Source organism: Ochrobactrum sp. SFR4, assembly GCF_019730395.1.
Lineage (GTDB): Bacteria > Pseudomonadota > Alphaproteobacteria > Rhizobiales > Rhizobiaceae > Pseudochrobactrum.
In genome coordinates, this window is record NZ_JAAPBB010001319.1 from 1 (window position 1) to 239 (window position 239).

The window sequence follows — 239 nt, forward strand, 5'->3', positions numbered from 1 at the left end:
TTTCATGGCAGACAATCGGGCTTGCGATATTTTTTACAATGCTGAGCTACGCGGCGGTCGCGCTTTATGACGTGGTTGCTGTAGAGACGATTGCTCCTAATCAGATACCGAAGAGGCTGGCTGCTGTTGCCGGTGCTGCAGGCTATGCAATTTCCAATGCTCTTGGCTTTTCATTGCTCACAGGCGGCGCACTTCGCTACCGTATTTATGCAGCCGAAGGTATAAGCCTTGCCGATATC

The 239-nt window shown here is 51.0% G+C and carries 1 pseudogene; it reads left to right on the plus strand.

Annotation, left to right across the window (positions count from 1 at the left end):
• Positions 1-239: pseudogene (locus tag HBA93_RS23295) on the plus strand (UPF0104 family protein); the annotation flags it as partial.